This is a genomic window from Affinirhizobium capsici (genome assembly GCF_977018625.1).
Genome location: NZ_CDRNXD010000004.1, coordinates 2,193,808 through 2,217,232, shown reverse-complemented (window position 1 = coordinate 2,217,232; position 23,425 = coordinate 2,193,808). Strand labels below are relative to the sequence as shown.

The 23,425-nt window shown below is 57.1% G+C and carries 22 protein-coding genes and 2 tRNA genes; 18 read left to right on the top strand and 6 right to left on the bottom strand.

The features are described from left to right. Nucleotides 1-167 precede the first annotated feature (167 nt). From mscL to galE, 3 genes are all read left to right on the top strand, one after another. Nucleotides 168-596, top strand: coding sequence for a large conductance mechanosensitive channel protein MscL (gene mscL, locus AC0JZ1_RS14020; protein WP_471883454.1), 429 nt, complete (start codon nucleotides 168-170; stop codon nucleotides 594-596). A gap of 94 nt (nucleotides 597-690) precedes the next feature. Beyond that, nucleotides 691-1,857: a pyridoxal phosphate-dependent aminotransferase gene (locus AC0JZ1_RS14015; RefSeq protein WP_471882957.1), complete on the top strand. Its 1,167-nt coding sequence runs from the start codon at nucleotides 691-693 to the stop codon at nucleotides 1,855-1,857. A 175-nt stretch (nucleotides 1,858-2,032) separates the two neighbouring features. Next, nucleotides 2,033-3,064 (top strand): UDP-glucose 4-epimerase GalE, encoded by a 1,032-nt coding sequence (gene galE, locus AC0JZ1_RS14010; protein WP_471882956.1) that lies wholly within the window; start codon nucleotides 2,033-2,035, stop codon nucleotides 3,062-3,064. Nucleotides 3,065-3,137: 73 nt separating this feature from the next. Here galE and AC0JZ1_RS14005 read toward each other — a convergent pair whose 3' ends face one another. Next, nucleotides 3,138-3,608: a chemotaxis protein CheW gene (locus tag AC0JZ1_RS14005; RefSeq protein WP_471882955.1), complete on the bottom strand. Its 471-nt coding sequence runs from the start codon at nucleotides 3,606-3,608 to the stop codon at nucleotides 3,138-3,140. A gap of 237 nt (nucleotides 3,609-3,845) precedes the next feature. Further along, a tRNA-Thr gene (locus AC0JZ1_RS14000) sits at nucleotides 3,846-3,920 on the bottom strand. A gap of 150 nt (nucleotides 3,921-4,070) precedes the next feature. On the opposite strand from AC0JZ1_RS14000, the gene AC0JZ1_RS13995 reads away from it, so the two are divergent. The 11 genes from AC0JZ1_RS13995 to AC0JZ1_RS13945 all read left to right on the top strand — a co-directional run bounded on the left by AC0JZ1_RS13995 (nucleotide 4,071) and on the right by AC0JZ1_RS13945 (nucleotide 11,793). Next, nucleotides 4,071-4,271 (top strand): hypothetical protein, encoded by a 201-nt coding sequence (locus AC0JZ1_RS13995; protein ID WP_471882954.1) that lies wholly within the window; start codon nucleotides 4,071-4,073, stop codon nucleotides 4,269-4,271. Nucleotides 4,272-4,495: 224 nt separating this feature from the next. Beyond that, a complete protein-coding gene (murA, locus tag AC0JZ1_RS13990) occupies nucleotides 4,496-5,788 on the top strand; it encodes a UDP-N-acetylglucosamine 1-carboxyvinyltransferase (RefSeq protein ID WP_471882953.1) in 1,293 nt (430 codons plus the stop codon). A 113-nt stretch (nucleotides 5,789-5,901) separates the two neighbouring features. Then, entirely contained in the window at nucleotides 5,902-6,336 is a 435-nt protein-coding gene (locus tag AC0JZ1_RS13985) for a DUF2948 family protein (RefSeq protein ID WP_471882952.1), read from the top strand. Nucleotides 6,337-6,387: 51 nt separating this feature from the next. Next, entirely contained in the window at nucleotides 6,388-7,683 is a 1,296-nt protein-coding gene (hisD, locus tag AC0JZ1_RS13980) for a histidinol dehydrogenase (RefSeq protein WP_471882951.1), read from the top strand. 6 nt (nucleotides 7,684-7,689) lie between these two features. Further along, entirely contained in the window at nucleotides 7,690-8,163 is a 474-nt protein-coding gene (locus tag AC0JZ1_RS13975) for a UPF0262 family protein (protein ID WP_471882950.1), read from the top strand. 1 nt (nucleotide 8,164) lies between these two features. Continuing rightward, nucleotides 8,165-8,644, top strand: a complete 480-nt coding sequence (locus AC0JZ1_RS13970; RefSeq protein ID WP_471882949.1) for an arsenate-mycothiol transferase ArsC — start codon at nucleotides 8,165-8,167, stop codon at nucleotides 8,642-8,644. A gap of 151 nt (nucleotides 8,645-8,795) precedes the next feature. After that, nucleotides 8,796-9,014, top strand: a complete 219-nt coding sequence (gene infA / locus AC0JZ1_RS13965) for a translation initiation factor IF-1 (RefSeq protein ID WP_004435948.1) — start codon at nucleotides 8,796-8,798, stop codon at nucleotides 9,012-9,014. Between the two features lie 35 nt (nucleotides 9,015-9,049). Beyond that, entirely contained in the window at nucleotides 9,050-9,670 is a 621-nt protein-coding gene (locus AC0JZ1_RS13960) for a Maf-like protein (RefSeq protein ID WP_471882948.1), read from the top strand. 1 nt (nucleotide 9,671) lies between these two features. Next, nucleotides 9,672-9,881, top strand: coding sequence for a DNA gyrase inhibitor YacG (gene yacG, locus AC0JZ1_RS13955; RefSeq protein ID WP_471882947.1), 210 nt, complete (start codon nucleotides 9,672-9,674; stop codon nucleotides 9,879-9,881). A 198-nt stretch (nucleotides 9,882-10,079) separates the two neighbouring features. Continuing rightward, nucleotides 10,080-10,155: transfer RNA gene (locus AC0JZ1_RS13950), tRNA-Phe, on the top strand. A gap of 249 nt (nucleotides 10,156-10,404) precedes the next feature. After that, a complete protein-coding gene (locus AC0JZ1_RS13945) occupies nucleotides 10,405-11,793 on the top strand; it encodes a GntP family permease (RefSeq protein WP_471882946.1) in 1,389 nt (462 codons plus the stop codon). Nucleotides 11,794-11,902: 109 nt separating this feature from the next. On the opposite strand, the gene AC0JZ1_RS13940 is transcribed toward AC0JZ1_RS13945, so the two are convergent. The 4 genes from AC0JZ1_RS13940 to mprF all read right to left on the bottom strand — a co-directional run bounded on the left by AC0JZ1_RS13940 (nucleotide 11,903) and on the right by mprF (nucleotide 17,930). Then, nucleotides 11,903-13,123 (bottom strand): TIGR03862 family flavoprotein, encoded by a 1,221-nt coding sequence (locus tag AC0JZ1_RS13940; RefSeq protein WP_471882945.1) that lies wholly within the window; start codon nucleotides 13,121-13,123, stop codon nucleotides 11,903-11,905. Nucleotides 13,124-13,177: 54 nt separating this feature from the next. Continuing rightward, entirely contained in the window at nucleotides 13,178-13,810 is a 633-nt protein-coding gene (locus tag AC0JZ1_RS13935) for a TerC family protein (RefSeq protein WP_471882944.1), read from the bottom strand. A gap of 149 nt (nucleotides 13,811-13,959) precedes the next feature. After that, nucleotides 13,960-15,333, bottom strand: coding sequence for a virulence factor family protein (locus AC0JZ1_RS13930; protein WP_471882943.1), 1,374 nt, complete (start codon nucleotides 15,331-15,333; stop codon nucleotides 13,960-13,962). Next, entirely contained in the window at nucleotides 15,330-17,930 is a 2,601-nt protein-coding gene (mprF, locus tag AC0JZ1_RS13925) for a bifunctional lysylphosphatidylglycerol flippase/synthetase MprF (protein ID WP_471882942.1), read from the bottom strand. The genes AC0JZ1_RS13930 and mprF overlap by 4 nt, the downstream gene beginning before the upstream one ends. A gap of 814 nt (nucleotides 17,931-18,744) precedes the next feature. On the opposite strand from mprF, the gene AC0JZ1_RS13920 reads away from it, so the two are divergent. The 4 genes from AC0JZ1_RS13920 to AC0JZ1_RS13905 all read left to right on the top strand — a co-directional run bounded on the left by AC0JZ1_RS13920 (nucleotide 18,745) and on the right by AC0JZ1_RS13905 (nucleotide 23,424). Beyond that, nucleotides 18,745-20,367, top strand: a complete 1,623-nt coding sequence (locus tag AC0JZ1_RS13920; protein ID WP_471882941.1) for a globin-coupled sensor protein — start codon at nucleotides 18,745-18,747, stop codon at nucleotides 20,365-20,367. 81 nt (nucleotides 20,368-20,448) lie between these two features. Next, nucleotides 20,449-20,748: an STAS domain-containing protein gene (locus AC0JZ1_RS13915; RefSeq protein ID WP_471882940.1), complete on the top strand. Its 300-nt coding sequence runs from the start codon at nucleotides 20,449-20,451 to the stop codon at nucleotides 20,746-20,748. Beyond that, nucleotides 20,745-21,110 (top strand): chemotaxis response regulator CheY1, encoded by a 366-nt coding sequence (gene cheY1, locus AC0JZ1_RS13910; protein WP_062555331.1) that lies wholly within the window; start codon nucleotides 20,745-20,747, stop codon nucleotides 21,108-21,110. Before AC0JZ1_RS13915 ends, cheY1 begins: the two co-directional genes overlap by 4 nt. Before the next feature lie 16 nt (nucleotides 21,111-21,126). Then, a complete protein-coding gene (locus AC0JZ1_RS13905) occupies nucleotides 21,127-23,424 on the top strand; it encodes a chemotaxis protein CheA (RefSeq protein ID WP_471882939.1) in 2,298 nt (765 codons plus the stop codon). Nucleotide 23,425 lies beyond the last annotated feature (1 nt).

Here is a 23,425-nt window from a genome sequence, read left to right as displayed (position 1 = left end):
ATAGTAGGACAATTCCACGCCCTTGGAAATTGAGCCGCGTCTCGTCAAAAAGTTCAATGGAGGCGGCACTTCTGCGCTTGCTGCCACCTTTCCAATGATCACGGCCGCGTTATATTGCGAAAAACTTATATCTGTTGAAGCTGTGGGGAAGGGGTTCTGCCATGTCGATGATCAGCGAGTTTCGGTCATTCATAGCCAAGGGAAATGTGGTCGATCTGGCGGTCGGTATCATCATTGGCGGAGCATTCACCGGTATCGTCAATTCGCTCGTCAACGATGTCGTCATGCCGGTTGTCAGCGTGGTGATTGGCGGCATCGATTTCTCCAACTACTTCTTTCCGCTCAGTTCAGCGGTCACGGCCGATACGCTGGAGGCAGCAAAAGCGCAGGGCGCAGTGTTCGCCTATGGCAAGTTCATCACCGTGGTGATCAATTTCGTTATCCTCGCCTGGATCATCTTCCTAATGGTGAAGGGTGTGAACCGGATTCGCGCCGCCGAAGAGAAGAAGCCAGCCGAGGCCTCACCGGCGCCGCCGCCAGCTGATGTGCAATTGCTGACGGAAATCCGCGATCTCTTGCGGACGCGCACGCCTTGATTTGTCATCAAGATTTTCGATCCCCTTCTCACGGATTGGAATGAGATTTCGCCAGATACTTGGGGTATGAGGGTGGAGAACGGAGACCGCCCTCATGACGATTCTGGAAAGCCTGAGCGCTCGCGCGCTTGCCGCACCGCAAAGCGGCATTGTGGAACTGGTGAATTACGCCAGGGGGCGTGACGGGCTTATTCCGCTCTGGGCGGGAGAAGGTGATTTGCCTTCTCCTTCCTTCATCAACGAGGCAACAAAAGCCTCTCTCGATGCGGGGGAAACCTTCTATACCTGGCAGCGCGGCTTGCCGGAGTTGCGCCAGGCTCTCTCCAACTATTATCAGCGCCACTTCGGCGTGAGCCTCTCCACCGACCATTTCTTTGCCACCAGTTCCGGCATGCATGCCATAAACCTCTGCGTCCAGGCGCTGACATCGGCTGGTGACGAAATCGTTTACCTGACACCGAGCTGGCCCAACATCGTGGCAGCCGTTGGCGTGGCCGGTGCCAAGCCCGTGGCTGTGCCCGTCGATTTCATCGATGGGGGATGGTCGCTCGATATCGGCAAGCTGGAAGCGGCGATTACCAGCCGCACCAAAGCGTTGTTCATCAACACACCTTCGAACCCGACAGGCTGGACCGCAACGCATGATGACCTGAAGGCCATCCTGGCACTTGCCCGAAAGCACGGCCTCTGGATCATCGCGGATGAGATCTACGCGCTTTACTTCTATGAGGGTAGGCGCGCGCCGTCTTTCCTTGATGTGCAGGAAGATGGTGACCGGATCATCTATGCCAATTCCTTCTCCAAGAACTGGTCGATGACCGGTTGGCGCGTGGGCTGGATCGTAGCACCGCCGCAAATCGGCCAGGTGCTGGAAAACCTCATCCAGTATTCAAGCTCCGGTCTCACACCCTTCATGCAGCGCGGGGCCATCGCGGCATTGGAAAAGGGTGACGACTTCGTGCGCGCCAATTTCGAGCGGGCAAAAACCTCGCGCGATATTCTCTGCGACACACTCATCGCCACCAATCGGGCCCAGACTTTGAAGCCGAGCGGAGCCATCTACGCTTTCCTGCGGATCGATGGCATAGATGATCCGAGACGCGCCGCCTTCGACATCGTCGATAAGACTTTGGTGGGCTTGGCACCTGGAACGGCGTTCGGCCCCGGGGGCGAAAGCTTTCTCAGAGCCTGTTTCCTGCGTGATCCGGGCCAGATTTCGCACGCGGCGTCCCGTTTGGCGGACTATATCTCCAAGCTTTGATAAACTTGGAAATTCGTACCGATACGGCCTGAATATCTAAAATTGCACAGATTATCGAAATTCTTCATTTTCTATAGCGATTACAATAGTTTGCTTTGCGGCCCGCCAGTAAGATCTCCTGAAGCCTGTGATGGTTGGATGAGCTCCAATCAAGACTGGCAGGGGAGCATCGGACATGACAGTTCTGGTGACAGGCGGAGCAGGTTATATCGGCAGCCACATGGTGTTGGCGTTGCTCGATGCGGGCGAGGAAGTTGTCGTTCTCGACAGGCTTTCCACCGGCTTTCGTTGGGCCGTACCGGATGAAGCGCGCTTCTACCTTGGCGACGTGGGCGACCGTGAGATCCTGCGGCGTATTTTCGCCGAGAACCGGATTGATGCCATCATGCACTTTGCAGGCTCGATCGTTGTTCCTCAGTCGGTGCAGCACCCGCTGGAATATTATGAAAACAACACGTCCAAGACCGGCGTGCTGGCGTCAGCAGCCATAGAGGCGGGCATTGAGCATTTCGTGTTCTCCTCCACGGCGGCTGTTTATGGTGACAATATCGGTGAGGGACTCGTTCGCGAATCCGACCCGACACTTCCAAAAAATCCCTACGGGCAATCAAAGCTTATGTCCGAGATGATGTTGCGTGATGCGGCCAATGCCTACCCGTTCCGCTATGTCGTGCTGCGATATTTTAACGTTGCCGGCGCTGACCCCGAAGGGCGGACTGGACTTTCCACACAAGGGGCCACCCACCTCATCAAGCTTGCTTGTGAGGCCGCCTTGGGACGCCGGGACGCACTCGACGTTTACGGGACGGATTATCCGACTTTGGATGGAACAGGCGTGCGCGATTACATCCACGTCAGCGATCTGGTTGCTGCACATTTGAACGCCTTGTCTTATCTGCGGCGCGGCGGCGCATGTCTGACCGCCAATTGCGGCTATGGTGAAGGCTATTCCGTTTTGCAGGTGGTGGAATCAGTCAAACGCGTCCACGGTCGGGACTTCCGCGTGCGCTACTGCCCGCGCCGCTTGGGAGATACCGCCGCTGTGGTGGCGGATTCGTCGCGCGCTCGCGATATCCTGGGCTGGCGACCGCAACATGCGAGCCTTGACCACATCATTGCTACGGCGCTGGATTGGGAAGAGACACTCGATGCACGACGCCACGGTGACCTCAAGACAATCCATCGCAGGCTGGCTGCGAGTTTCTGAAATTCTACTGCAAATGAAAAAGCGCCGCGGAATGCAGCGCTTTTTGATTCAAAGACCAGAAAGTTCGGTCTGATCAGGCGACCATGCCCCAATCGTCGCTGCCCGTTTCAAACATGCGCTCGAGGTTCAGGAAGCAGATCATGCCGCTATCATGCGCAATAAGGCCATCGGAGAAAGCGCCGCTGGAGCCTGCAGCAGCCGGAACCGGCTGGAGACGCGAGGATGGGATGGTCATGATATCGGAAACACGGTCTACCAGCAGGCCGACCGTCATGCCCTTGATATCGGCAACGACGATGGCGCTGCGCTCGTTCACTTCTGTATTATGCATGCCGAGCTTCACAGCCAGATCCACGATCGGGATGACCGTGCCGCGCAAGTTCATCACGCCAATCACATCATAAGGCGCGTGTGGCAGCGGGGTGACCGGAGCCCAGCCGCGAATTTCACGGATCGATGTGGTGCGAACACAAAATTCCTGCGCATGCAGCCGAAAGGCAATGATTTCCAGAACCTCTTCGCCGCTCATTTGTACCGCGTTCATCAAATCCCCCAAGGAAACTGTTCGATATGTCTGCTGTCGAGCAAGGCTGCGCTTGCAGGCTTTGGTGGGGACGCTGAACCTTCCAACACCCTTGGCAAGAGCATGCGCGAATCACTCGAATATGCATCGAATATCGCCGAAGAAGCTTTCTGCTTTCCTAATGGCCAGCACGTAGAACCAGTAATTTCTCTGCTCATGCAACAATGAGGGGAGAACAATAAAAGGAGTAAGTGTAAATGGTGCTGCGAAAGAGGATTGAACTCTCGACCTCTCCCTTACCAAGGGAGTGCTCTACCACTGAGCTACCGCAGCATCTTCGGTGCAGGCTGTTGCCTCGCCGGAACGAGGGGCCTATTGCCATAGCTTGTTGAGGAGTGCAAGCCGCAAACGCCACAAATCTGTCAAAACTGGCGGGAGCCGAGGGCTGTTTTGGTTTGCAGCGCCCTGAAGTAGAGTGAACGGATGAAAGACAGAGACGAATCGATACCGTTGAAGCCCCAGCGCCCCCAGCCAACCGAAACGGAATTGCGTAAAGCCAGAGCCGCACAGAAGCTGCGTGAAAATCTGGCTCGGCGCAAGCAACAGGCGCGGGCGCGCCGAGCAGGCGATGCCGATTTGAGCGAGGGGCTGCCTGCCGCAAAATCGGACGAATCGGACGATTGATAGCTGGGCACGGCCGCACATTCAGGCAATCGAATTGAAGCCTTGGGTGATTTCGTCTAAGGACGCGTTAAGTCTGGGACTTGCGGGGGATTTACGGCCAACCGGCGCTTACGCGGCGAATGGCTGACGTGACGAACAAGAGTGTGGCGGCGGCGGCAGTGTTTGAGAACCTGCCTGTCTGCCTGTAACAGGAAAGGCGAGCCGCGAAGGCTCGTTCAAAGTGAATGGATCGCATCCGAATTTCTGGCGGCAACAAGCTGCACGGCATCATTCCCATTTCAGGCGCGAAGAACGCTGCTCTCCCCCTGATGATCGCTTCACTTCTGACAAGCGATACACTGACGCTTGAGAATGTGCCGCATCTCGCCGATGTGGAAGGCTTGATGCGCATTCTCGGCAATCATGGCGTGGATATCGCCGTCAATGGTCGCCGCGAGCGCCAGGAAGATGGTTATTCCCGAACGATCCATTTTACCTGCCGAACCATTGCCGACACCACGGCACCCTATGAGCTCGTCTCCAAGATGCGCGCCAGCTTTTGGGTCATCGGGCCGCTGCTGGCACGCGAAGGCCGCGCACGGGTCTCGCTACCGGGCGGTTGCGCCATCGGCACGCGCCCTGTCGATCTGTTCCTGGATGGCTTGCAGGCCTTGGGTGCGCAGATCGAGATCGATGGCGGCTATGTGAATGCCACGGCACCTGCCGGCGGCCTGATTGGCGCGAAATATACATTCCCGAAGGTTTCCGTTGGTGCAACGCATGTCATGCTGATGGCGGCGACGCTGGCCAAAGGCACGACGATTATCGAAAACGCCGCGCGTGAGCCGGAAGTTGTCGATCTGGCCAATTGCCTGATCGCGATGGGCGCGAAAATCTCGGGCGCTGGCAGCAAGACAATTACTGTCGAAGGCGTAACCAATCTTTCCGGTGCGCGCCATCGCGTCTTGCCGGACCGGATCGAGACCGGAACCTATGCCATGGCCGTTGCCATGACCGGCGGAGACGTGACGCTGGAAGGCACGGACCTTGCGCTTCTTGATACGGCGCTGGAAACACTGCGGCAGGCTGGAGCTGAGATCACCGCGACGGAAACCGGTATTCGCGTGGTGCGCAATGGCAATGGTATCCACCCCGTCGATATCGTGACCGAACCCTTCCCCGGTTTCCCGACCGATCTTCAGGCGCAGTTCATGGCCTTGATGACCCGTTCCTCTGGCGTTTCGCACATTACCGAGACGATTTTCGAAAACCGTTTCATGCATGTGCAGGAGCTCGCCCGCCTTGGGGCGCGCATTTCGCTCTCCGGCCAGATGGCCCGCGTGGAAGGCGTCCAGCGCCTCAAGGGAGCGCCAGTGATGGCAACCGATCTTCGCGCCTCCGTCTCGCTGGTGATTGCGGGCCTTGCGGCCGAAGGCGAGACCCTGGTCAACCGCGTCTACCACCTGGACCGCGGGTTTGAGCGGTTGGAAGAAAAGCTCACCCGCTGTGGCGCCGTGGTTGAGCGCGTCAGCGAATAAGCATCTTGTATTCCGACGACCGCCCGGCAGTTGTTTCCCGCCGGGCGGCATCCTATCTCTGACCCCAAGAAGTGGTTGCAAGGCAGCTGCGTAAGGGATTGAAGATGGTAGAGATGACGGAACTGAAGCTGCTTGCATTGGACGAGGAAGATCTTCAGATCATTTCGGCCCACATGCAGGACAGTGTTTTCAAGGCAGCAGACCTGGAATGGTGGCCGAAGCGCGGTCAGTTCTGCCTTGTGGTGAACCGCTTTGTCTGGGAAAAGGCAGAGCGTGCAAAGGAAGGCTTTGAGCGCCGCCGCGCAGTGGTGACGTTCAAGCGGGTTAGCGCCGTGCGCACGCTCGGCGTCAACCGGCAGGATAAGGAAGCGGTCTATTCCCTGCTGGCCATTCGGTTCAGCAAGAAAGACGATGGACCGGACGGGGTGATTGAGTTGACCTTGGCGGGCGGCTCTGCGATCAGCCTGGATGTCGAATGCATAGAGGCGCAGCTGGCCGATACCGGCGGTGTCTGGGGAACTGAAAACAGGCCGAGCCACGAGGCTTAAAGCAGCCGGGCCGGTTCGTCGTTCAGTTCGATCATATAGAGGGACTTGACGGTGGCAATCTGGCTGGAACAGGCTTCGGACGATTTCGAAAGACGCTTTGCGGAATTTCTCACCACCAAGAGGGAAGTCTCCGAGGATGTAAACGCAATCGTCCGTGCCATCATTGATGATGTTCGCGCTCGTGGCGATGAAGCACTTGTCGAGTATTCAAAGCGTTTCGACCGGGTGGATCTGAATGCCGTGGGCCTGCGGGTGACGGAAGCCGAAATTGACGCTGCCTTCGCTGAGGTCGATGAAAGCGTGGTTGACGCGCTGAAGCTGGCGGCAGAGCGGATCGAGCGCCATCATGCCCGGCAGATGCCCAAGGATGACATCTACGAGGATGCCATGGGTGTCGGCCTCGGTTCGCGCTGGACGGCGATTGAAGCTGTTGGGCTGTATGTTCCGGGCGGCACGGCGAGTTATCCAAGCTCTGTTCTGATGAACGCCGTGCCGGCGCGTGTGGCGGGCGTCGAGCGCATTGTGATTGTTTGCCCGGCAACCGGTGGAAACATCAACCCAGCAGTGCTGGTTGCGGCAAAGATCGCCGGTGTTTCGGAAATCTATCGCATTGGCGGCGCACAGGCAGTTGCGGCTCTGGCTTATGGCACCGAGACCATTGCCCCGGTTTACAAGATCGTCGGTCCCGGCAATGCCTTCGTGGCCGCTGCCAAGCGTCAGGTGTTTGGAACGGTCGGCATTGATATGATCGCCGGTCCTTCGGAAGTTCTCGTGATTGCGGATGCCGAAAACGATCCGGATTGGCTGGCGGCCGATCTTCTGGCCCAGGCCGAACATGATGCCGGTGCACAGGCCATTCTTCTGACCAATGATCGCGGCTTGGGTGAAGCGGTTGAGAAGGCCGTTGAACGCCAGTTGAAGACGCTTTCCCGCTCTGACACGGCGGCAGAAAGCTGGCGCGATTTCGGCGCGATTATTCTGGTGGATGATCTGAAGGCAGCCCTGCCGCTTGCCAACCGTATTGCCGCCGAGCATTTGGAGCTGGCAGTGGCCGATCCCGATCCGCTTCTTGCTGGTATTCGCAATGCGGGTGCCATTTTCGTTGGCCGCCATACGCCAGAAGTGATTGGCGATTATGTCGGCGGCTCCAACCACGTGTTGCCCACGGCACGATCTGCCCGTTTTTCGTCCGGACTTTCAGTACTGGATTTCGTCAAGCGCACATCCATTTTGCGGCTTGGCGCAGACCAATTGCGCGCCCTGGGACCGGCGGCAATTACACTTGCGAATTCCGAAGGGTTGGACGCGCATGCCCGTTCAGTCTCCATTCGGTTGAACCAGGGATAAAATTTGATGGCTGATGGCGACTTCCGGCTGTTCGACGTGGTGCTGGATGACAGCATTGGCCGTTCGACGCCGGATGTCGAGCACGAGCGTGCGGTCGCCATATTCGATCTGATTGAGGAAAACGCGTTTCATCCGGTTGGCCATGCCGGTGGGCCTTATCGGCTGCAATTGTCGCTAATCGAGGCAAAGCTGGTTTTGACGATTACAACCGAGGCGGGGGAGGCGGTTGCCACACACATCCTGTCGCTGACGCCGCTGCGGCGGATCATCAAGGACTACTTCATGATTTGCGAAAGTTATTATGAAGCAATCCGTTCCTCCACCCCATCGCAGATCGAGGCGATCGACATGGGACGGCGGGGTATTCACAACGATGGTTCGGAAACACTGCGGGACCGGCTGAAGGGCAAGATCGAGATTGATTTTGATACCGCGCGACGACTTTTTACGCTCGTCTGCGTTCTGTATTGGCGCGGTTGACATGACGAGCGGCCCAGGCACCGAAACCAAACCCGCACGGCCGGGGGCGCTGCTGTTCATGTGTGGCATGAATTCCATCCGCTCGCCCATGGCGGAAGCCATTGCAAAACGTCTGCTGCCAACCGATATCTATGTTCGTTCCGCCGGTGTAAAAGCAGGCGAGCCAGATCCCTTTGTCGATGTCGTTCTCCAGGAAATTGGCTTGAGCCTGCCAAGGCATCCGCCCCAGACACTGGACGAGCTGGAGGATGATTTCTTCGATGTCATCGTCACGCTCTCGCCGGAAGCCCATCACCGGGCTTTGGAGCTGACGCGATCTCAGGCCATCGATGTGGAGTACTGGCCGACGCTGGACCCCACCGTGGAAACAGGCAGCCGCGAGCGTATCTTGGATGCTTATCGTGGCATAAGGGATGAGTTGTGGGAGCGAATTCAGACGCGTTTTGCCCGACCGCATGTCCAGCCGCATCAGACGATTTGACATAAAGCCGGACCGTCATTCAGAGGAGTGTGAGATTCGCGCACTCGCTAGGTTCACAAACGTGCGGGGAACGTGTAGTTTCCGCGCAATTTTCAAGGCTGCAGCCTCAATGTGGCCTCTTATTGACCAAACACAGGAAGAAAAGCTCTCGATGGCTAAAGAAGAAGTTCTGGAATTCCCGGGCGTTGTTACCGAATTGCTGCCCAATGCGACATTCCGGGTGAAACTCGAAAACGAGCATGAAATCATTGCACACACAGCGGGTCGCATGCGCAAGAACCGCATCCGCGTTCTGGCGGGCGACAAGGTTCTGGTGGAAATGACCCCTTATGACCTGACCAAGGGCCGCATCACCTACCGCTTCAAGTAAGTGCCTCTTATTTCACAGCAAGCCTGAGGTTCCCCATGGCTCTGGACCAAAAGCTCATTCTCGCCTCGGGTTCGCCGAGGCGCCTTGATCTTCTTAACCAGATGGGGATCAAACCGGCGCGTCTCATGCCGATGGATATCGATGAAGCGCCGAAGAAATCGGAACATCCCCGCTCGCTGGCACGCCGTCTTTCGCTGGAAAAAGCGGAAGCGGCCTTTGCTGCCGTGAAGGATGATCTGGCGTGGCGCCACAGTTACATCCTCTCTGCCGATACGGTGGTGGCTGTCGGGCGGCGTATTCTGTCCAAGACGGAATATATGGACGAAGCTGCCAGTGCGCTGCACCTGCTCTCCGGTCGCGGTCACTGGGTTTATACTGGCATCTGCCTGGTAACGCCGGGCGGCCAGTTCCGCCAGAAGGTGGTGGAAACGAAAGTTCGCTTCAAGCGCCTTGCCACCAAGGAAATCGATGCCTATCTGGCGTCTGACCAGTGGCGCGGAAAGGCCGGGGCCTATGCCATTCAAGGCATTGCTGGCAGCTTCGTGCAGAAGCTGGTGGGTTCCTACACGAATGTGGTTGGCTTGCCGCTCTATGAAACGGCGCTCTTGCTCAACGGCGAGGGTTTCGAAGTGGCCACGCTCTGGCCGGAGAACTGACATGAATGACAAGATTGTTTTCAGCGCAAAGGTCGAGCCTCTGCGCAAGGCAAGACCATGCCCGGAATGCGGCAAGCCTTCCCACCGCGAACATTACCCCTTCTGCTCCGACCGTTGCCGCACGCTTGATCTTTCGCGTTGGCTGAATGGCTCTTACGCGATTCCCGTGGCGGACGATGAGCGCAAGGCAGATGGAGAGGACGAGGTTTGAAGCGTCTGATGTGACAGCGTACCCTTGAAGGAATTCAGTGCTTTAGCGCAAGGCAGACAGGGTTTTTCACAAGCTTGTCAAAAAAGTTGGCAAAGCCGCTTGCCATGTCCGAACAAGATGTTATAACCCCGCTCGCTCCCGGGGGAAACGCCCCGGCGGTCCTCGAAAGAGGCCGGAAGGCTTCGCAAAAGCCGAGATGCCCGGATAGCTCAGTTGGTAGAGCAGCGGATTGAAAATCCGCGTGTCGGTGGTTCAAATCCGCCTCCGGGCACCATTTTTCAAAACGGTTTTCGTAATTAGGTTGTTGATGAGCTGTTGGTGCGATGTCGCCTGCAGACCCGTCTCGCTACGTGTCGAGGTATGAGAACGGCTATATTGCCAGCTCGGTCGAACAATTCCGATTTCAGATCAGAAAAGAGTTGACGCGCGGCGTGAGGGGGAGAAAACAGTAGCACCCTTCCTGCACTACGCTCTCGCCGAAGTGCGCTCTCATTCTCTAGAATGATTTTTCAACGAGTCCAACATGAGCACTGCCGATATTCAACTGCTTGTCATAGCTGCCGCTGGCGTTATTTTTCTCGTTTTCCTGATTGTTTCCAAAATCAGAATGCACCCGCTTTTGGCGCTCCTCATCACGTCCATTGCAGTGGGTTTGGCAACCGGCATGCCTGTCGAGAAGCTGATCAAATCAATCGAGAGCGGTGCAGGCAATACGCTCGGTGCGGTTGGCATTGTCGTTGCGCTGGGTGCCATGCTGGGCAAAATCCTTGCAACATCCGGTGTGACGGACGGAATCTCGAACCTCATTATAGAGAAGACCTCTGCGCGCCTGCTACCCTGGGTCATGGCAGGGGCTGCATTCGTCATTGGAATACCCATGTTCTTCGAAGTGGGCCTTATCGTGCTGTTGCCGCTGATTTTCAGTGTGGCGCGGAAGCTTGATTCGACCTCGGCCGTTCGTGGCTCCTCTTATGTTTATGTTGGTGTCCCGGTCATCGCTGCCTTGGCTTCAATGCATGGCATGGTGCCGCCGCATCCCGGACCATTGACGGCCATAGCGGCGCTCCACACCAATCTTGGCGCAACGATGCTTTATGGCTTCATCGCCGCCATTCCTGCCATCATTCTGGGTGGGCCGCTCTATGGTGCATTCATTGCACCGCGTTTGACCGTTCGCCCGGATGAATCGCTTATCGACCAGTTCTCCACGCGCACTGAGGCGGATGGCTCGCCTCAAGCTGCACCGGGTCTTGGTCTCAGCTTGCTGACTGCGCTTCTACCGGCAATCCTGATGTTGCTCCACGCCCTGACGGAGCTGTTCGCCCCAAAGGGTTCGACCGCTGAATCTATTACAGGCTTTATTGGTGATCCCGTCATTGCCATGCTGATCGGCGTGATCTTTGCCGCTGGCGTGTTGATCTATGGCCGTGGCGGTAATGCTGAGAAACTCCGTGAGTCCATGTCTGGTAGCGTGAAGCCAATCGCCAATGTTCTACTCATTATTGCTGGTGGCGGTGCATTCCAGCATGTGTTGACGGATGCCAAAGTGGGCGATGCCATCATGCATATGAGCCAGCAATTCTCGCTTTCGCCGCTCATGCTTGGCTGGATCATCTCCATGCTTCTTTCGGTATCCACGGGCTCCGCGACGGTTGGTATTGTCGGCGCATCCGGTCTGCTTGCACCTCTTGCCGGTGCGGGTGACATCAACGCGCCACTGCTGGCACTCTCGATCGGTTGCGGGTCACTGTTCTTCAACTATGCCAACCATGCGGGGTTCTGGCTGGTGAAGGAATCCTTCGGCATGTCCATGCGCGAGGCGACGTGGACGATTTCCGTTATTCAATCCATCGTCTCGGTTGTGGGGCTGATCATGGTTCTCTTGATGAACCTGCTGCCGCCTCTCATCTGAGAAGCCCCTAAAGCGTGTTGCGATCTTTCAGATTCGCTCTCTAAGCTTAACTCTTTGTCTCATTGCATGTCGTCATCGCAAAACTGCTGCACACTTTGCGCGAGATGCTTCAGTTTCGCCTCAGCCATTCTGCCATGCCGCGACCAGCGGCGCGGCCGGTGGCGAAGCAGGCGGTTAGCAGATAGCCGCCGGTGGGCGCTTCCCAGTCGATCATCTCCCCGGCGGCGAAAAGTCCAGGCTGGGCGCAGAGCATGTAATGCTCATCGAGCGCATCCCAACGGATGCCGCCAGCGGTGGATATTGCTTCTTCGATAGGGCGTGGTCGCTGAAGAATGATATTCAGGTTTTTAATGAGGGCGGCAGTGCCTTCCGGGGATTGAAGGGCGTCTTTGTCCGTCGCTTCACGAAGCAGGGCTATTTTGACCGGGGAGAGCCCGAGCTTGCGTAGGCGGTTTGATAGGCTTTGGCTTTTCGGTTGCTTCTGCAGGGCGGATGAGAGCTGCGCTTGAGTTCGTCCCGGCGAGAGATCCAGCCTCAGCGTTGCGCTGCCATTTGCCAGCCATTCATCCCGCAAGGCCTGTGCATGGGCATAGATGAGGCTGCCCTCCACGCCATGCTCAGTGATAACGAATTCACCCTGTGACGTGCCAGCCGATGACGTGATCGCGACCGATTTGATAGGCTCGCCAGCAAAGCGCTCTCGGAACAGATCGCTCCAGCCAGCGTCAAAGCCGCAATTGGCGGGCAGGAGCGGCGAATGCGCGATGCCGAGTTGATCAATAATTGGGACCCAGGTCCCATCTGAGCCGAGCTTTGGCCAGCTTGCTCCGCCCAGCGCCAAGAGAATGGATTTTGCACGGATGCGCCTTGGTCCATCTGGCGTGACAAATTCTGCCACACCGGGGGCAATGCCAACCATGCGGTGGCGTGCCAAGAAGGTGACGCCATGATCCTGTAGACGTTTGATCCAGGCCCGCAATAGGGGCGATGCCTTCATGACGGTTGGGAAAACGCGACCCGAGGTTCCGATGAAGGTTTCACTGCCAAGTTCAGCCGCCCACTCGCGCACCTGCTGCGGTGTGAACTCATCGAGAGCTTTCGCAAGACGCGAGGAGGCCGTGCCAAAGCGGGTGCGAAACTGCTCGTAGTCTTCCGAATGGGTTATGTTGAGGCCGGATTTTCCGGCCAGCAGGAACTTTCGGCCAAAACTTGGCATGGCATCGCAGATGGTAGTGGAATGACCGAGCCTGCTCAGCTCTTCCGCCGCCATCAAACCGGCAGGTCCGCCGCCGATGATGAGACTATCCACCGTCAGTTCAGGCAGTGCCATGCGTGAGCCCTGTTGCGTTTCAAGTGGCGCAAACCAGTGCCTGCGCCCTTATTATCAGGCCATCCACTGTTGGATATAGGGCCAGACTTCGACACTGCCGTGATAGATCATGTTGAAGGTAACATAGACAATGACGGCGAGACCAAGATAGGCAATCCAGCGATAGCGGTGCAGCAGCTTGGCGACGAGGTTGGCCGCAAGACCCATCAACGCGATGGAGACCACAAGGCCAATAATCAGCACTGTGGTATGATCCTGTGCAGCACCCGCCACGGCCAGCACGTTATCCAGCGACATGGAAACATCGGCAATGACAATCTGGGTGGCGGCTTGCAGGAAGGTCTTGTTGACTTTGGTCTTCTCCGCTTCTGCCTCAGACATGGCATCTGCGGCATTATGATCCGCCGAGCGCAACTCGCTCCACATCTTCCAGCATACCCAGGCAAGCAAAAGACCGCCGATTAATTGCAAGCCCACGATGCCGAGGAGATAGGCTGTTATGGTGGCAAAGCCGATGCGCAGAACGGTTGCGGCAATAATGCCGACCAGAATTGCCTTGTTGCGCTGATGCGCAGGCAGACCTGCCGCAGCAAGGCCAATGACAATGGCATTGTCACCCGCGAGTACGAGGTCGATTGCGATGACCTGGAGTAGAGCCGCCAGTCCCGCCGCTGTAAAAATTTCCATCTGTTTCTTGTCCCTCCGGCGCTACGCCCCCGCATATCGCGCCTGTCCATTCATTTCCCGAATGGCTACATAAGATTTCACGCCGGATGACAAGAGGCGGCTATGATCAGAGCGCAGTTTTCTTTAAGTTTTGCGCTTTGATTTCGCATTCAAGGCTTCAACCGCTTTTTAAGCGCATCAATCAAGTGAGTGGCTAGCGCATCATAGTCTTCATCGAAGTGATGGCCGCCCTCAATGCCAAGCGTTTCTACACCGGTGGAACCTAGGGCCTTGCAGGCATCTTCATCATCCTCGGTTCCATAGACGCATTGGATTCGTTTAGGATCGATCTTCTTGAGGTCGACCACTGGGTCGCCGCCTTCTCCCGTACCGGAGCCGCCGAGCCAGCCGGAAACCGAGATCTCGAATTCGGCTGTGTTGGACAGCGCCAGCAGCGACATCAGGATCACGCGGTTGCGATCCGCCTCCGGCAACTGGTTATAGGTAGAGGGAATAATGTCTGCTCCGAAGGAATATCCGATCAGCATCACATTCTGCACATTCCACTGCTTGCGGTAGGTGCGGATGATGCGGCTAAGATCTGCCGCGGTGGTGGCCGCATCTTTTTTCGACCAAAAATATCGCAGAGAATCCAGGCCGACGACAGGAATACCGTCCTCCTGCAAAGCGGAGCCCACTTCACTATCGATATCGCGCCAGCCACCGTCGCCCGAAATGATGATAGCCATGGTGTTGTACTTCGGCTTCGTTTCCAAAACCGTCAGAGGCAGACCAAGCGGCGAGGAATCCGCACCTGACGCGTCGATACGGTCGCTGAGTGTCTGGATAAGAGCCGTATCCGCATCGACATCCTGGTTTTCGATATCAATGTCCTCGTGATCCTTCTGCAATTCCTTGGCGTGCGCGGCACCATCTGCGGGTGCCGCCTTCGTCAATAGAATAGTGGCTGGCGAAGGTAGATCGCCGTCGGTCAGGCCATATTGAACGGCATTGCCAATGGTCTTTTTTTCTGCCGGGGTGCAAAGAACCTTCGGCAACGTAATGGTGGCATCGGGATCGACAGCAATTGCTTCGCCAATCGTGTGCGGCGGGCTCTGTGCCAGCATGCCGAGAACATAAGCACCACCCGCGCCAACGCCCGCAACGATGGGGCTGCGGTAATTGCCGTTGCCCAAAGAGCGCTGCACCTGTTGGGCAAGCGACTCGATGTCGGATATCATATAGATGCAATCATCGTCATCCTTGCCAAGCGAGGCGATGTAGGACGGGAGATCAATGCCGATGACCAAAGCACCCTTGTCGGTCAGCGCCTTTGCCTGCTGTTCCTCACGCGCATTCCAGCCATCCGCATCCGAGAGAAGGAAGATATTGGCCTTCACGTCACCGGAGGGTTTCAAGATATGCGGGGAGGGGATCATGCCCGTGTCGAAGGTCTGATCACCGGATTGCGCGGCAGCTGGACCCAAAGCGAAGCTGCAAAGCATCGCAGAACACAGCAAAATCCGTCCTAAAGCTTTTCTCATTTGCCAACCACACCGCGAACTCCGCCGCTGATCAATAGGGTTACATCCATCAGGGCGAGCACCGCGCCCGTTCCACCCGCAACCGCAAAATAGCGGGGCTCCCAGCGGGGATGGAACTTCGATTTGAAAGCTCTCAAGCCCTTGAAGTTATAGAAACGCTCACCGTGTTCGAAGAGGGTGCTGCCAATTCGATCCCAAACCGGGGCTACTTCTCGCTTCGACATGCCGGACAAAGGAGCCATTCCAAGATTGAACCATTGATATTCGGCAATTTTCAGATGCTCAATAAGACTTACGAATAGGAAGTCCATCGCGCCGCGTGGCGCTTCTGGCGCAAAGCGCATCAAGTCCACGCTGCCTTCCACCTTTGTTTCGGTCAGGAAAAGCGTGGCAAACGCGACGATACGCTCTCCCATCCGGATGATCGCAACGGGCATCGAGGAGACGTAGGCTTCATCGAAAGCCCCGAGAGAGAATCCTTTTTCCCGCGTTTCATGGTGCGAAAGCCAGGCATCCGAGACAGCTTTCAGTTCCGGCATGATGGCGGGCACATCCGCCTTCTCCACGATGGCAAACTCCATGCCATCGCGCTTGCCCTTGTTGAGCGCCTGCCGCAGTCCCGCAAGCCTTCCACCCTTCAGATCGAAGGTGGAAAGATTGACCATTGCCATCTCTCCCAATTTGAAAGCGCGCAATCCTGCATCGGCGCAGAAAGACAGCAGTGCCGGAGAGACTTGATAAAGCACGGCGCGACCGCCTGCATCGCGCGCCCGCTCCACGAAGCGCCAGATCATCTCGGCGGTCTCTTCGCTATCACCCACCGGATCACCAAGCGCTATCCACGAGCGGCCCTGAATGCCGTACATGATGAAGCTCTTGCCGCTATCGGAGAACATCACATGCTTGTCGCCCATTCTCACGAGATTGGCGTCGGCATTGTCCTGTCCATCCACAATGGCTGAGGCTTTGATGATTTCCTCGGCAGTTACATCCTCCGGACGATTGAACGCCGGTCTGAGCAGGCTGAAAATGGCAATGGCGCCGGAGAGGATGGATACGCCCAAAAGCGCGCGCAAGCCGCGGGGTGCTTCGCCGAAGAATTCGAACTGCCACCAAAGCTGATGGCTGTAATCCACATCGCGATACACGAAGAGAAGGATTGTGGTGGCACCCGCAAGGATGATGCCGATGGCCATGATCCAAGGCGTGCTGAGCACCTGCGAGAAAAGGGAGGCCGGACGCTGGAAGCGGTTTCTGTTGAGCAGCATGGCTACGACGAAGAAGCCGAGGAAAGAGGCTTCACCCAGTGCAACAGCGCGCAGGAAGGAAAACAGGAAGCCCAGAACGCCACAGGCGAGCGCAACCCACCAGGCGCCATCAAGGCGCTGGGCAAGGCCGCGTGAGGCAATGACGAGGCCAAGCCCAAGAAGGCTGGAGAGAAAGTGCGCACTTTCCACTACGGGCAGCGGAATAAAGCCGGAAAGAATGTCGAGATCCGTGTCGGGCGTCGGCGTCACGCTCGAAAAGATCAGCATGGTGCCGAGCAGGAGCGCGAAGGCCGACAAGAGCGGCGGCGAAAGGCGAATGGCAACATTGCCAATATCGCTGGCCACAGGGTGCTTGGCGAGTGCCCGCGCTTCCGACACGATAATCATGACAATCGCGATGGTGAGCGGCAGGACGTGATAGACCATGCGGTAAAGCACAAGGCTGCCCAGCAGCGCATCGAGACTGATGGTATTTCCGAGCGCGCCAATGATAACCGCCTCAAAGACACCCAGACCCGCCGGGACGTGACTGAGAACGCCGAGACCAACGGCCGTTGCGTAGATGGCGAAAAAGGAGGGCCAACCAATATTGGTGTCCGGCAGCAATACGTAAAGCGCGGAGGCGGATACTGCGAGGTCCGCTGCCGTGATCAGGAACTGCCGTGACGAGGTGAGGGTATCGGGCAGGCGCAGGCGAATGCGCATGATTTCAACGCGACGCCCGTTGCGGCCCACATAGAGCAGACCACCCAAAATGATGAGAACCGCGACCGCGCCCGCACGCAGATAAAGGGCATCCAAACCCACAATGCTGGCCAATCGCGGAGCGGTGATCAGCGCGGCGATAGAACTGACAGCCAGGAGGCCGAGACCGAACGCGAAAGTGACGAAGGCAATGACGCGGGCTATATCGTCCGGCGACAGGCCAAGGCGGCTATAGGCGCGAAAACGGATTGCGCCGCCGCTCAAAGCACCAAAGCCTGCCGTATTGCCAATGGCATAAGCGCTGAAAGCTGTAGCGGCCACCGGGCCGAATGGCAGTTTTCTGCCGATATACTCCAGGGCATTCAAATCGTAGTAGATCAGCGCGAGGAAGCTCAGGGCCGTAAAGAGGACAGCAAGGCCAATGGCCAGCCAGCTGGTATCTGCCAGCGCATCCACCACTTCATCATAACGTACTTCATTGGTCAGCTTATAGACGGCCACCGCCATCATCGCGAACACGACCAGCATTGCCAACCATGTGATGTAAAAACGGAACCGCGCAAAAAAAGCGAGCATGCGGTTGCTGTGTGGCGTGTCCGGCGAGGAACTTTCGTGAGCTGTCATAAAGCACCTGGTTGCAGATCAAGCATTTCCTGCACGAGCGTCAAATCGATCTCGCCAGAAGCGCTTACTCCTCTCGCTGAAACTTGGACAAAACTACGGCGCTGTCCAAAACTTTGCGAGTGTTTCTCTTTTATTTCATGTGACCCGAAAAGAAACAGATCCGTCGTTGCAAGCCATGCGTTTGCAGATGTCTTTTCAAGTCGCGCACTATTGTTGAAGGCTTTAGCGCGTGCTCATGAAATTTCCTTAAAGAAATCCGTAAAATCACGGCTATCAGGCGTTTCGGATGAGCTTTGGCATCCTTGAATGCACATCAGGCGGAGATTTGGTGCAGATATGGTTATCGCCCCGTTTCAGGCCCTGAAAACCTTGGGAATAGGTATATTTAAAACAATAGAATGTAACAGATTTGCCGCAACTCGTCATGAATGCGTAAGTCTTTGCATCCTGCGGCTTATCAGTTTTCAGGAAAACGCTTGAACGCCATCACGCATTAACTTTCAAGCAAGGAATTAACCATACAACTAGAGCTACACGGCGAACTGGGTTGGATGCGAGCCTTCCACCTTTTCTGGCATGAAGCCGCGCCGACGTACCGGTTTTGACCCGGTATCTCTCCATGACAACTCAAGGTAATGCGCGAAGATTTGTCGATGACGAGCAGGTTTGTGCCGGTTCTTATCGCGATCAGTGTGCAATCTTAAGACGCCATTATGGTTTTCATGGGTGAATGCAGATGCGAGCCCGAGCTCCTCGGGCGCGAAAACGAGATCACAGTCCGGATACAGAATGCCGGGAATTATGGGGATGAGCCTTGGCTCAAGACGCGGGATCGGAGCAGACCAGAAAGGCGCAAGCGGGAAGCTTGCGTGACCGACTGGCGTTTGCCGGCCTCGACGCCGAGAGTTGCGACCTGTTGCGCCGGTTCCGCCCTTCGCTGGAAGCGAGATTGAAAGAAGGCTTGCGGGATTTCTTCCATAGGCTGCAATCATCCTCCGAAGCGATGCGCTTTTTCGAGAGCGATCTTCAGGTGGAGCGCCTCCACGATTTGCAGGCTTCCCACTGGAGCGTTTTGACGGACGCCCGCTTCGATGCGCTCTATGCCGAGCGAGTGAAGGTTCTTTCTGATGCCGAGGGCCGTATGGGTCTCGATCCGCGTTGGCACATCAGTGGTCATGCAGTGATGCTTGAAAACCTGATCGACGGTCTTTTGGAGCAGATGGCGCCCAAATCGCTTTTGCCCGCCTCCCGCAAACGGGACAAGGAGATTTCCGATGCCGTGCGGGCTGTCATTCGGCTTGTCATGGTGGATGTTGAGATTGCGATTTCGCTGCGCATCAACGAGATGCGTCAAAAGCATCAGCGCGCTCTTAGCCTTCAGCGGGAAAAGGATCAGGCCGAGGCAAACGACCTTTTCGGGCCCGTCGCGGCGGCGCTGGCTGGCAAGGATTTGACGGTGCGCATCGGCGATAAGCAGCCCGATGTGTACAGTGATTTGTGCTGTCTGCTCGATCAGGCGCTGGATGCGATGACGGGTGCACTGGAGACTGCTTCGCACCGCCTGTTGCGCGCGGAAGAAATGACTGCGACGCTTTCGAACGATGCAAGGCAGGTGGCTGAAGAACTTGGGGCGCATGCCCAAGCGATGGGTGTGACCTTCAACGATCTTTCGTCACTGACCGAGAATGCCAAGGCAAGTGCAGCTGAATCGGCGCTTGCAGAGAAATCCGTTGGCGAGGCACGCCGCGCTGCCGAGGAAAGCGGTGAAGTTGTTGGCAAGGCGATCAACGCCATGTCCGATATCGAGAATTCTGCCGAAAAGATTGGGCAGATTATCGGCGTTATTGATGAGATTGCGTTCCAGACCAATCTGTTGGCCCTGAACGCAGGCATTGAGGCTGCGCGTGCAGGAGATTCAGGCCGCGGTTTTGCGGTGGTTGCACAAGAGGTTCGTGCCCTTGCACAGCGTTCTGCCGATGCCGCGCGTGAAATCAAGCAATTGGTGAGCGGCACGAAAGCCCAGGTCGATGCTGGTGTGAAGATGGTGCACCAGACCCAGCACGCCATTGGCGGGCTGGTTCAGCAGGTCAAGTCCATCAACGACACGGTGACTGGAATTGCCCGTGCGACGGATGACCAGGTGCGTTCGCTCGAGCAGATGCGCCTTGATGTGGAAACGCTGGATCGTCGCATGGCTGCCAGCGCGGAGCGTGCACGGACTGTGGGTGAAAGCGGCGATGCGCTGCAGACGGTCATCGTTGAGCTTGGACGGACGGTCCGGGAATTCCGGATCGAGCGGCAGGTCGAAAAGGGTCATGTCTGGGAGGCGCGCCGTCCTCGCAGCACTGAAGAGTTAAATGAGCTTGGCGATCATGCTGATCTGGCGGCAAGCAATCTTGCCTTTCTGCCATCGCATGCGCTGGCGGTTGGAAGATAATCGGCCTCGGGGGCCGAGTTGGGAACTCTAACGGCACGAGCTTTGTGTCGCGAGGAAGTTTGAAGGACGAGGGTTGAAGGAATGGCAGTCAAGAATGCACAGGCAGAGACAGTGAAACTGGCCTCGGTTCTGGACCTCAACGAGGCGTCCAACCTGCATGGCCAGTTGTCATCGCTGCGCGGCAAGGATGTGTCGATTGATGCCTCCGGTGTTGAACGTGTTGGCGTGCAATGCGTGCAGGTTCTCATGGCGGCAGTAAACGCCTGGGAAAAGGACAAGAAGAGCTTCGTGTTCGATAAGGTTTCGGATGCATTTACGAAGACCATGCAGCTCATCGGAATCAATGTAGATCACCTGCTCGCGAAGGAGATTCGGCAGTGAAGAAAAAAGTACTTACCGTGGACGATTCACGGACGATCCGGAACATGCTTCTGGTGACCCTCAACAATGCCGGCTTCGAGACCATTCAGGCTGAAGATGGCGTTGAAGGTTTGGAAGTGCTCGAAGAGTGCAACCCGGACGTGATCGTCACCGATATTAACATGCCGCGTCTCGATGGTTTCGGCTTTATCGAAGGCGTGCGCCGCAATGAGCGCTACCGCGCTGTACCTATTCTCGTACTGACAACGGAAAGCGATGCGGAAAAGAAAAACCGCGCGCGCCAGGCTGGTGCGACTGGCTGGATCGTGAAGCCTTTCGATCCGGCAAAACTGATCGATGCGATTGAGCGTGTAACCGCCTGAACCGGGAATTCCTGCGATGGATATGAACGAAATCAAAGAGATCTTCTTCCAGGAGTGCGAGGAGCAGCTCGCGGAACTGGAATCTGGTCTTCTCAAGCTGAATGATGGCGACCGTGACCCGGAAACGGTGAATGCCGTCTTCCGTGCAGTCCACTCAATCAAGGGTGGTGCCGGGGCGTTCGGCCTTGATGACCTGGTTTCGTTCGCGCATGTGTTCGAAACGACGCTGGACTGCGTACGCTCGAACAAGTTGGAGCCGACGCAGGACGTTCTCAAGGTCATGCTGAAGTCCGCCGACGTGTTGGCCGACTTGGTGACAGCAGCGCGCGATGGCGGTTCAATCGACGAAGGCCGCAGCCGTGGCCTCGTCAAAGAACTGGAAGCGCTTGCCCGCGGTGAAATCCCGGCAGGCGGCGGTGCAGAGGCGCCAAAGGCGGCAGCTCCCAAGGCCGCACCGGCGCCCGCAGCCGCAGCGCCCGCACCCGTTCCCACCGACGACAGCGGTTTCCAGCCCATCCCATTTGCCTTTGAAGGCTTCGGTGATGAGGACGAGGGCTCGGCCCAGACCGCTTTCGAAGTCAGCTTCAAGCCGCGTCGGGAACTGTATGGGAAGGGCAACGAGGCAGCCTTGCTGCTGCGCGATCTCTCCCGCCTCGGCGAAATGAGTATCAATTGCGATACGGACAGCCTGCCGGACTTTGACAGGATGGACCCGGAAGGCGCCTATTTCAGCTGGACGATTATCGTCAAGACCGACAAGGACGAGCAGGCCATTCGCTCGGTCTTCGAATTCGCCGAATGGGATTGCGATCTGGAAGTAAAGACATCGGAAGCTTCGCAGGAAGAACTGCCGATGGTTCCGGTACCCTTCGATCTCTCCGCGCTCGATGAGGGCGGTGCCGAGGAGGAGACGGGCTCCGACGAATCCGCACAGGATCAGGCTGCCGCTGTGGCTGCAGCCGAAACCGCAAGCAATGTGACCAAGATGGCCGCAGCTGCCGCTCGCGTCGATAAGAAGGAAAGCCAGGCAGCGGCTGCAGCCGCCGCCGCTGCGGCGAGTGCAAACGCCAATGCCGCGGCCAACAGCGCTGGCCAGACGATCCGCGTCGATCTCGACCGAGTTGACCGCCTGATCAACCTTGTCGGCGAGCTTGTCATCAACCAGGCCATGCTTTCGCAGAGCGTCATTGAAAACGATACGACGGGAACGTCGTCCATCAATATGGGCCTGGAAGAGCTGCAACAGCTCACCCGCGAGATCCAGGACTCGGTGATGGCGATCCGCGCGCAGCCGGTCAAGCCGGTCTTCCAACGCATGTCGCGTATCGTTCGCGAAGTGGCCGACATGGTTGGCAAATCGATCCGCCTGATCACAGAGGGTGAAAACACCGAAGTGGACAAGACGGTTATCGACAAGCTGGCCGAGCCGCTGACCCATATGATCCGTAACGCCGTGGACCACGGCATCGAAAGCCCTGAACGTCGCGAAGCTGCCGGCAAGAACCCGGAAGGCACAGTTAAACTCACCGCGAAGCACCGTTCTGGCCGTATCGTGATCGAACTGGTGGATGATGGTGCCGGTATCAACCGCGAAAAGGTTCGTCAGAAGGCGATCGACAACGATCTCATTCCGGCAGATGCCAACCTCTCCGATGAGGAAATCGATAACCTGATCTTCATGCCGGGCTTCTCAACGGCCGACAAGATCTCGGACATTTCCGGTCGTGGCGTCGGCATGGACGTGGTCAAGCGTTCGATCCAGGCACTGGGCGGTCGTATCTCGATCAGCTCGCGCCCGGGACAGGGCTCGACCTTCACGATGAGCTTGCCGCTGACGCTCGCCGTACTCGATGGCATGGTGGTGACCGTTGCTGGCCAGACGCTTGTGGTACCGTTGACCGCCATCGTGGAGACGCTGCAACCGGAAGCATCGAGCATTCATTCATTCGGCGCAAACCAGCGTTTGATCTCCATCCGCAACTCCTTCTGCCCGCTGGTTGATGTCGGTCGAATCCTCAATTTCCGCTCCTCCCAGGCCAACCCTATCGAAGGTGTTGCGCTGCTGGTTGAATCGGAAGGTGGCGGTCAGCGCGCTCTTATGGTGGATGCGATCCAGGGCCAGCGCCAGGTCGTTATCAAATCTCTCGAAGCAAACTACACGCATGTTCCCGGCATCGCAGCCGCCACCATCCTCGGCGATGGACGTGTTGCCCTCATTCTCGATGTCGATGCGGTGGTTGCCGCTTCACGCGGCCAGTCGCTGCGAGGCGACGGTGCTTTGAAGTCGGACATGTCTTTGGCAGCAACGGGTTGAG

Excerpts from the sequence above, each read along its gene's own strand:
- AC0JZ1_RS14005 (WP_471882955.1), bottom strand. The coding sequence starts at position 3,608 with ATGAACGCGGTACAAATGAGCGGCGAAGAGGTTCTGGAAATCATTGCC.
- AC0JZ1_RS13945 (WP_471882946.1), top strand. The coding sequence starts at position 10,405 with ATGAGCACTGCCGATATTCAACTGCTTGTCATAGCTGCCGCTGGCGTT.
- AC0JZ1_RS13960 (WP_471882948.1), top strand. The coding sequence starts at position 9,050 with ATGGCTCTGGACCAAAAGCTCATTCTCGCCTCGGGTTCGCCGAGGCGC.
- AC0JZ1_RS13930 (WP_471882943.1), bottom strand. The coding sequence starts at position 15,333 with ATGAGAAAAGCTTTAGGACGGATTTTGCTGTGTTCTGCGATGCTTTGC.
- mprF (WP_471882942.1), bottom strand. The coding sequence starts at position 17,930 with ATGACAGCTCACGAAAGTTCCTCGCCGGACACGCCACACAGCAACCGC.
- AC0JZ1_RS13970 (WP_471882949.1), top strand. The coding sequence starts at position 8,165 with ATGACGAGCGGCCCAGGCACCGAAACCAAACCCGCACGGCCGGGGGCG.
- galE (WP_471882956.1), top strand. The coding sequence starts at position 2,033 with ATGACAGTTCTGGTGACAGGCGGAGCAGGTTATATCGGCAGCCACATG.
- yacG (WP_471882947.1), top strand. The coding sequence starts at position 9,672 with ATGAATGACAAGATTGTTTTCAGCGCAAAGGTCGAGCCTCTGCGCAAG.
- AC0JZ1_RS13905 (WP_471882939.1), top strand. The coding sequence starts at position 21,127 with ATGGATATGAACGAAATCAAAGAGATCTTCTTCCAGGAGTGCGAGGAG.
- AC0JZ1_RS13995 (WP_471882954.1), top strand. The coding sequence starts at position 4,071 with ATGAAAGACAGAGACGAATCGATACCGTTGAAGCCCCAGCGCCCCCAG.
- murA (WP_471882953.1), top strand. The coding sequence starts at position 4,496 with ATGGATCGCATCCGAATTTCTGGCGGCAACAAGCTGCACGGCATCATT.
- AC0JZ1_RS14015 (WP_471882957.1), top strand. The coding sequence starts at position 691 with ATGACGATTCTGGAAAGCCTGAGCGCTCGCGCGCTTGCCGCACCGCAA.
- AC0JZ1_RS13915 (WP_471882940.1), top strand. The coding sequence starts at position 20,449 with ATGGCAGTCAAGAATGCACAGGCAGAGACAGTGAAACTGGCCTCGGTT.
- AC0JZ1_RS13940 (WP_471882945.1), bottom strand. The coding sequence starts at position 13,123 with ATGGCACTGCCTGAACTGACGGTGGATAGTCTCATCATCGGCGGCGGA.
- AC0JZ1_RS13985 (WP_471882952.1), top strand. The coding sequence starts at position 5,902 with ATGACGGAACTGAAGCTGCTTGCATTGGACGAGGAAGATCTTCAGATC.
- mscL (WP_471883454.1), top strand. The coding sequence starts at position 168 with ATGATCAGCGAGTTTCGGTCATTCATAGCCAAGGGAAATGTGGTCGAT.
- AC0JZ1_RS13975 (WP_471882950.1), top strand. The coding sequence starts at position 7,690 with ATGGCTGATGGCGACTTCCGGCTGTTCGACGTGGTGCTGGATGACAGC.
- infA (WP_004435948.1), top strand. The coding sequence starts at position 8,796 with ATGGCTAAAGAAGAAGTTCTGGAATTCCCGGGCGTTGTTACCGAATTG.
- AC0JZ1_RS13935 (WP_471882944.1), bottom strand. The coding sequence starts at position 13,810 with ATGGAAATTTTTACAGCGGCGGGACTGGCGGCTCTACTCCAGGTCATC.